Genomic DNA, 6,625 nt, shown 5'->3' on the forward strand with positions numbered 1-6,625 from the left:
TAATAAAATGAGTTGACGAAAATGACTCTGTTACCATCGAGCGTCAGGTAACCAGACGGAGCGCTTGACTTGGCATACGAAGGCGTCATGTTAAGACGAAGGTCATTGGTTGATATTCCATTTGAGCCTATAATTTCAGAACTGATATTGTGAATATAGCTCATCCCTTCCATCACGCATCCATGTTTGGAATTGAACCAATAGTTGGTTGAAACAACGGATGAACCATTACTGTTTATCGAGAATTCAAAGGGTTTACCATCAATGTTATTCCAGTGGTGATTATGCCCCGTCGGATTAAACTCTGTGGGTTTCCCCGAAATACTATCCCAACTGTGTCCGTGTCCCCAGTCAGCTTTACCATCAATTTTGGATTTGATAAGGTTGGTAGCAATAGGATTGGTACACCAATCAGCCCATCGAGAATTGTCTGTTACGACGTCACAATGATAGCGAATGGTATTTCCATCTACTTGAACAATGTTATAAGCTCCTGCTGAGAAATTGAGAGCAGAATTGACACTTTTGTCCGCACCATTTTCTTTGATGAGCACATTGAAAGCACCGGGCTTTCCATAAATGCTGTCCCAATGGTGACTGTGCCCAGTTGGATTAAACTCTGTTGGTTTTCCTGAAATACTGTCCCAACTATGTCCATGCCCCCAATCGGCTTTACCATCGAGTTTTCCTTTGACAAGATTTGTAGCTACTGGATTCGTGACATTGTCTAACCAACGGGAATTATCGGTGACTACATCCACATTGTATCGTACCACTTTTCCGACGACTGAGACGATGGCATACGCTCCATGACTGAAATTAATAGCGGTATTTCCTGTTGATTTTGATGTACCATCTTCTTCTAAAGTAATACCTGATATTTTGGTGTTCCATGTTGAAATCTGGCTATCTGTGACAAAGCGCTTATCGGTTGATTCGGTTACAAAGGCAGCGCCAATAGCTTTCTTGGCTAATGTACCATCGGCAGCCGCAACAACGGGTGCATCTACCACGCCATTGGAAAAATCTGTTAGCTTCAACTTTTTGGACTGCATCTGACCAGTTCTTGTGTCAAAAACAATACTAACCGTATTAAAACAGGAATCTTTAAAAGCAATACCCCACCATGAGGCAATTTCAAGATTGTAGGTAGTTGTTGTAGGACCATCACCAGTACCTTTCCCAATAGAGTTTTTTCCGTAACTAGGATTCCCCTCGACAACATAGGTATTCCAACTTAAAGCTCCAGTCATAACTCCTCCTGTTAGAGGTAGGTAGTTACTCAAATCGCTGGTGTTCACTTTGGCGTTCCAAGCTGATATTTGAGAGTCCGTTACAAATCGCTTATCGCTTGATTCTGTCACAAAAGCTGCACTTATGGCTTTCTTTGCCAGTGTCCCATCAGCTGCCGCAACAACGGGAGCATCTACAACTCCGTTGTTAAAATCTGTTATCTGAACTTTTTTGGTCTGGATTTTTCCAGCTCTGGTATCGAATACGATATTGATCGTGTTATAGCAAGTGTCTTTAAAGGCAATTCCCCACCAAGAGGCAATTTCGAAGTTGTATGTGGTACTAGTTGCACCATCACCTGTTCCTTTACCAATAGAGTTGACCCCGTAAGTATTAAATCGAACTAATCCACTCATAATACCTCCAGCAGTGGGAAGATAGTTGTTTAAATCTGTCGCATTGGCTTTGGCATTCCATGCCGATATTTGCGAATCTGTTACGAATCTGTTGTTACTATCTTGAGCAATCAAAGAAGGTGAAAGTGAACCTACGGTTAAAGCTCCAGTTATCATTGCCGAGGTAAGTGCTTGCCATATCCCATCATAATCTGTCGCAGAGCCTTTGACAAAGAGCATATTGGCAGCACCTCCCGTAGGAAGTGTGCCAATCACCTTTTCTGTAGAAACCCCACTCGTTGATTTAAAAAGGACTTTTTCTTTCATTAGAGTGCAGTGGTTATAATTGTCTCACCAAACTCGATGTGAATGGAGGTAGTTGACAATGCTTTCCCAATGAACTGGCTGATTTTGCCAGCAACGTTATCTGGTGGCGTGGCAATGGCTGCACCACCTGTTCCCAAGTAATAGCGAGTTCCCTTGGCAAACGATGAACCAGCAATCGTTAAACGACCTGCAATGGCTACCATCATTTGTTGTCCAACGGTTCCTGCTGTTAAAGCCACACCCATTGCTTCTTTGGTAATATCTCCGTTATCAGCCAGTACAAAGCCTGTGGAAGTCAAGGCAACAAGCTTTCCAGCGGTAATACCAGCCTCAGCACAGTTGTCTTTGAGTACAAAGTTTGAAATCTCATTGGGCAAAACAGATTCATCAAGTACCCCAACACCATTCAGCATAACATATTCACCAGCATCAACTGCACCTACTGAGGTATCAGTTGCTACAGCTGCGTAAAGTTTACCACCCCCACTTTTTGAGATTACTTGTTTTTTTGCCATGATGAAAAATAGGTTTAGGGCTTAGGGAAAACCTAAGCTAATGATGAGGTAATAATGGGTTCCGAAATCTCAAGAACCAATTGAGTCGAAGCTAGAGCTTTACCCACTCTTTGTGAGAGCTTGTTCGCAACATTGTCTGGTGGTGTTACAGTTACATCTCCTGCTGCTCCTAAAAAGTAGTTTGAACCTTTGGTAAAGGTTGCACCTGTGATGGTAAACTTACCGCCCGTCAAAACGGACATTTGAGCCCCGTTAACACCAACAGTTACAGCGATACCGATAACATCTTTGGTCAAAGTGGCATTATCAGCCAGTACAAAACCTGTTGAGGTCAAGGCAACCATTTTTCCTACGGCAATACCACCTGTTTCGACACAGTTATCTTTGATTAGAAATCCTTTCATCCAATCTGGAATCACGGAATCATCAACGATACCTGAGTCGTTGAGTAACAAAAATCGACCAGCATTGGCAACAGTTCCGTCCGACGTATCCGTTGCAACGTTTACTTGCATTTTACCGTCAGTAGTCTTGATAATGGCTTGTTTTTTAGTTGGCATTTTAAATTAAGGTTTAGTTTTAAGTGATAATTTGATTGATAATGGATACAGAGAAATCAATGTTGAGCTTTTCGGGAGTAAGTGACAAGCCAACACTTTGCGTTACACCTTGGGTAGTACTTCCATCAGGTGCGGATGGCATCAATTGTCCAGCTGGACCAGCATAGTAATTCGTATTGACGGTGAGTCCCCAATTGGTAATTTCAACGACGCCTTCGACTTGGATATGGAGCGTTTCACCTACTGGAGCATTGTCTAAACTAATTCCTGTTGCTTTGAGATAGTTTTCCTCCAATAAAGGATTGAAGTGATAGGCAAGACCGTTTTTAATCGTGATTAAGCGACCTTTGACGATATATTCATCTGCTAAAACTTCCTGAAAATCGACTCCTTTGTAGACAGTTGTATTGTAATGATTGTTGACTTCACCATCAGCTTTAGTATCATCATCTTTGTTATCTTTCAAATCTTCGATTTTCTGAGAGAGATTCTGCATCGCCAATCTATCCTGAGCTAATACTTCGAGTAATAAATCGGTATCCTTGTCTATTTTGGCATTGGAGGCAGCCAATTCCTTTTGCGCTTTTTGGGTAAAAAACAACATTATCTTATCCCAGAAAAACCATATTACTGTTAGTATGATCAGAAAGATGCTCCAAAGAGGATATTTGTGTTGTTTCATGAGTAAACAAGCCTTGACTATACAAATCAGTCAAGGCTATTTAGGTTTAGAGGCAATTACTTGTAAACTTTTTTGGCTGCTTTACGTAGAGCATCTCCCCAAGCGGGAATGTCTTTGCCTGTTTTGCCAGCATTGTAGATCTCTTGAACGGCTAGTTTATTGACCTTTCTCACGTTGTCCTGAGCCTTCTTTTGATTGGCGGTTAATTTGGGTTTGGTTTTCTTTTTGTCAGGCTTAAATTCGATGATTTTTGCGTTTTGCTTTGCCATGTTAAATAGATTTAGTGTTGAAAATGCGATAAATTAAAAAGATGACACACAAGCCTAAAAAGGTAAAAAAGTAGACCCAAGGATTATCTTTTGTTTCACTGGCTACACTTGAACCTGTGAGCTTTCGAATTATAAGTTTCCCTTTGGTTTTGACCGCTTGCCAGTATTCCCCTTGAACACTGAGCCAGCTAATGTAGCCACCTTCGTACAACTCACGGGGTCTTTTCAAAAGTCCGAGAAAATCATACTTGATGTTCTCGACATGAACCTTGTTGAACCAGTCAGGTGTAATAAAGTTGGAAACTTCAATGCCATCAATCAGATAACCTTTCCCGTCCGTAGCATCAGCGACTTCCTCTACGTAGAGTGGGTCATCTTCATTTTCCTTGAATCCTGTAGTTTTTCGAAACTTCTTGAGATAAGGATTATGAACCATTTCCAGAATCTCATGTGAAAGAACATAGCTAACTTTGCTCGAATATCTGACCTTCCCAAATGGAACACCATCGTCATCGACTCCATGAAAACCACCAAGGTCTTCACCAATGTCATATTCGATGGTTACAGGGAAATAGCTTGTTGGAATCAGAGAGCTGCTACTAAAAATCGTAGCTTGTGCTTCAATTGCCCAATACGGTGCAAAATGTAGCGACAATTGCTTGTTGATGGCTGCTACGATTTTTCGTAGTTGGTCTAACTCTATTTCCTTTACTTTCGATACTACTCCGATTCTAATCATCCTTCTTTTTGAAATAGATAATAATGGCAGTACCTATGCCCACAATCGCCAAACCAACTATCCAAAGGATATTCTGACCTGTTCTTTGCAACTGTTGTTGCTGGACATTCGGGTCAGGTTGTTGGTTGTTGAGGTTGGAATCCTGATTGATGGCATTAGGAAAAATACTGGTAAAAAGTAGTCCCACACCCGCCAGAACTCCGCCCCAATTGGTACTAGTTTCCTTCTGAGCTATGACATTGCCTTGGTTGTCTTTTACCTGCAAAGTTGTGCCATTGGCTGAAACAGGATTCTGTGTTTTTCCTGTAAAAATACCTTTAATCCCTCCCCAAATATTGGAGATAGCTTGTCCGACCTTGGTTTTGCCGTTTTTATCCGTATTTGTCTGGTTTGAACTATCCGTTTTGGAAGTATCCAGACCTTGCGAAGTGTCCGTTGGTGTCTTTTTCATTAGTCTTCTTTTTTACGGGTAACAATTGCCCAAATCGTGACACCAATCAATACTACACCAGCAATGATACCAAGTATTAAACCTGTTTTGGAACTACTATTATTAGAGCCTGAACCAGATCCACTTCCTGTAGCACTGGCGGGAGCTTTAGAGAGCTTTTCTTTTAGGGTTTTGGTATCCACATTGCCTGATTGTCCTTGTTCCGCTAGTTGGGTAAGTTCGTCTTGGTCATTGGAGACATCAGAAAGTCTGACCCAAACCAACGCTGGAACAGGAAAGTCATCGCCAGTTCCCGTATAACCACGAATCTCAACGGCTACTTGGACGTAGGCGACACCACCTAAATACTTGGTCTTACCAGCAAACACTCCTACTACATCCCCAAATTCAAACTCCACTAAGAGCTTGCGTTGTGGTGGATAGGTTGAGCCCCCAATGAATAATTGCATGGGAACGGTATCGGGGTCACTTTCCGCCAAGAACTTTAGCTCGTTTCCAATGGGGCTGTCATCATACTGCTGATAGCCTGTCGCAAAATCAACCAAACCGATGACTTGCCCAACGCCTGGTATTAAGTAGGTCAGAAAGCTTCGGTTGCTCGTGGTGTCTACCCAAGGGTTGTATTTTCGTTCTTCCTTCTTTCCTGCAAAGGCTGTGAATCGCAAGCTTTTGGCATAAAGAATATCACCTTGTTTCATTTCGTATAGGTTTAGCGGTTATTCGTATTTATTGATTTTTCGAAGTTCTTTTTCCTTACGAAGCTGGATAAAATTGAGCATCATTCCTGACACATAGAAACCAGCGATACATAAGCCTACAAAGAAGCTTCCGAGTTTTAAGAGTTTGTTAAACATCGTTTCAAGGGTATATTCGTGGATAGAGTTTTTGAATCATTAACCGCAAATCATTCGGAGAAACACTCTCAGGGTCATGACTTGCTAGCGGTACACCTGATTTACAAAGTGCAACATAACAGAGGTCAGCACAACAAAAACCGTCTTGACTCAGCCCTATGGGATACAACATACTTCCCAAGACCCCACCCCAATTATAGGGTTTACCTACCTTTCGTGCTACGTATTTTCGTGTCTCGACTTCGTAGTACCACGGAATTTCGTAGAACTCCCAATAAAACGGGTTTCGTCTCTGGTCTTCTGCAAAGATGTTTACACCTGTAAACTGATTCGATGAACCGACCTTACCATCTGAGAAAACCAGCTCACAATGAATGAATTCACTCCTTAGAAAAGTCTTCATCAATTGGTTGTAAAAGTCTTTCCCGTCGTGTTGATAGTGCTTAAAAGCAATCATGAATTTTCTCATCCTGCAACGACTTCTTCTTCCTTAGGTGGTAGTTTGGGCTTGACACTGGCATCTACGGCTTTGTAACCTAGATAGGATTCAAGACCTGCTTTAGTCATCTCTAGTTTTTCGTGCATCTCAGGAATAAACAC

Annotated in this window: 10 protein-coding genes; all 10 read right to left on the reverse strand. The window is 41.8% G+C overall.

Features of this window, described 5'->3' with window-relative positions; translation table 11 throughout:
- Positions 1-1,955: tail fiber protein (locus tag GVN22_RS26475; RefSeq protein WP_205691049.1), on the reverse strand; the 1,955-nt coding region annotated here is incomplete at its 3' end.
- The gene (locus tag GVN22_RS26480; RefSeq protein WP_166554023.1) at positions 1,955-2,470 is read right to left on the reverse strand and encodes a hypothetical protein; all 516 of its coding nucleotides are present in this window, start codon (positions 2,468-2,470) and stop codon (positions 1,955-1,957) included. The genes GVN22_RS26475 and GVN22_RS26480, both read right to left, overlap by 1 nt.
- 32 nt (positions 2,471-2,502) lie before the next feature.
- A complete protein-coding gene (locus tag GVN22_RS26485) occupies positions 2,503-3,030 on the reverse strand; it encodes a hypothetical protein (RefSeq protein WP_166554024.1) in 528 nt (175 codons plus the stop codon).
- A 19-nt stretch (positions 3,031-3,049) separates the two neighbouring features.
- Positions 3,050-3,712, reverse strand: a complete 663-nt coding sequence (locus tag GVN22_RS26490; protein WP_166554025.1) for a hypothetical protein — start codon at positions 3,710-3,712, stop codon at positions 3,050-3,052.
- A gap of 56 nt (positions 3,713-3,768) precedes the next feature.
- Entirely contained in the window at positions 3,769-3,981 is a 213-nt protein-coding gene (locus GVN22_RS26495) for a hypothetical protein (RefSeq protein ID WP_166554026.1), read from the reverse strand.
- A gap of 1 nt (position 3,982) precedes the next feature.
- Complete coding sequence (locus GVN22_RS26500) at positions 3,983-4,720, reverse strand: hypothetical protein (protein ID WP_166554027.1); 738 nt, start codon at positions 4,718-4,720, stop codon at positions 3,983-3,985.
- A complete protein-coding gene (locus GVN22_RS26505) occupies positions 4,713-5,171 on the reverse strand; it encodes a hypothetical protein (protein ID WP_166554028.1) in 459 nt (152 codons plus the stop codon). The genes GVN22_RS26500 and GVN22_RS26505 overlap by 8 nt, the downstream gene beginning before the upstream one ends.
- A complete protein-coding gene (locus GVN22_RS26510; RefSeq protein WP_166554029.1) occupies positions 5,171-5,869 on the reverse strand; it encodes a hypothetical protein in 699 nt (232 codons plus the stop codon). Before GVN22_RS26510 ends, GVN22_RS26505 begins: the two co-directional genes overlap by 1 nt.
- A gap of 18 nt (positions 5,870-5,887) precedes the next feature.
- Positions 5,888-6,025, reverse strand: coding sequence for a hypothetical protein (locus GVN22_RS26515; RefSeq protein ID WP_166554030.1), 138 nt, complete (start codon positions 6,023-6,025; stop codon positions 5,888-5,890).
- 4 nt (positions 6,026-6,029) lie between these two features.
- Positions 6,030-6,494, reverse strand: a complete 465-nt coding sequence (locus GVN22_RS26520; RefSeq protein WP_166554031.1) for a hypothetical protein — start codon at positions 6,492-6,494, stop codon at positions 6,030-6,032.
- Between the last annotated feature and the right edge of the window lie 131 nt (positions 6,495-6,625).

Origin of the sequence: Cellulophaga sp. BC115SP, from assembly GCF_009905545.1 — a bacterium.
Taxonomy (GTDB): domain Bacteria; phylum Bacteroidota; class Bacteroidia; order Cytophagales; family Spirosomataceae; genus Flectobacillus; species Flectobacillus rivi.

Excerpts from the sequence above, each read along its gene's own strand:
- GVN22_RS26515 (WP_166554030.1), bottom strand. The coding sequence starts at position 6,025 with ATGTTTAACAAACTCTTAAAACTCGGAAGCTTCTTTGTAGGCTTATGT.
- GVN22_RS26520 (WP_166554031.1), bottom strand. The coding sequence starts at position 6,494 with ATGAGAAAATTCATGATTGCTTTTAAGCACTATCAACACGACGGGAAA.
- GVN22_RS26505 (WP_166554028.1), bottom strand. The coding sequence starts at position 5,171 with ATGAAAAAGACACCAACGGACACTTCGCAAGGTCTGGATACTTCCAAA.
- GVN22_RS26490 (WP_166554025.1), bottom strand. The coding sequence starts at position 3,712 with ATGAAACAACACAAATATCCTCTTTGGAGCATCTTTCTGATCATACTA.
- GVN22_RS26510 (WP_166554029.1), bottom strand. The coding sequence starts at position 5,869 with ATGAAACAAGGTGATATTCTTTATGCCAAAAGCTTGCGATTCACAGCC.
- GVN22_RS26500 (WP_166554027.1), bottom strand. The coding sequence starts at position 4,720 with ATGATTAGAATCGGAGTAGTATCGAAAGTAAAGGAAATAGAGTTAGAC.
- GVN22_RS26485 (WP_166554024.1), bottom strand. The coding sequence starts at position 3,030 with ATGCCAACTAAAAAACAAGCCATTATCAAGACTACTGACGGTAAAATG.
- GVN22_RS26495 (WP_166554026.1), bottom strand. The coding sequence starts at position 3,981 with ATGGCAAAGCAAAACGCAAAAATCATCGAATTTAAGCCTGACAAAAAG.
- GVN22_RS26480 (WP_166554023.1), bottom strand. The coding sequence starts at position 2,470 with ATGGCAAAAAAACAAGTAATCTCAAAAAGTGGGGGTGGTAAACTTTAC.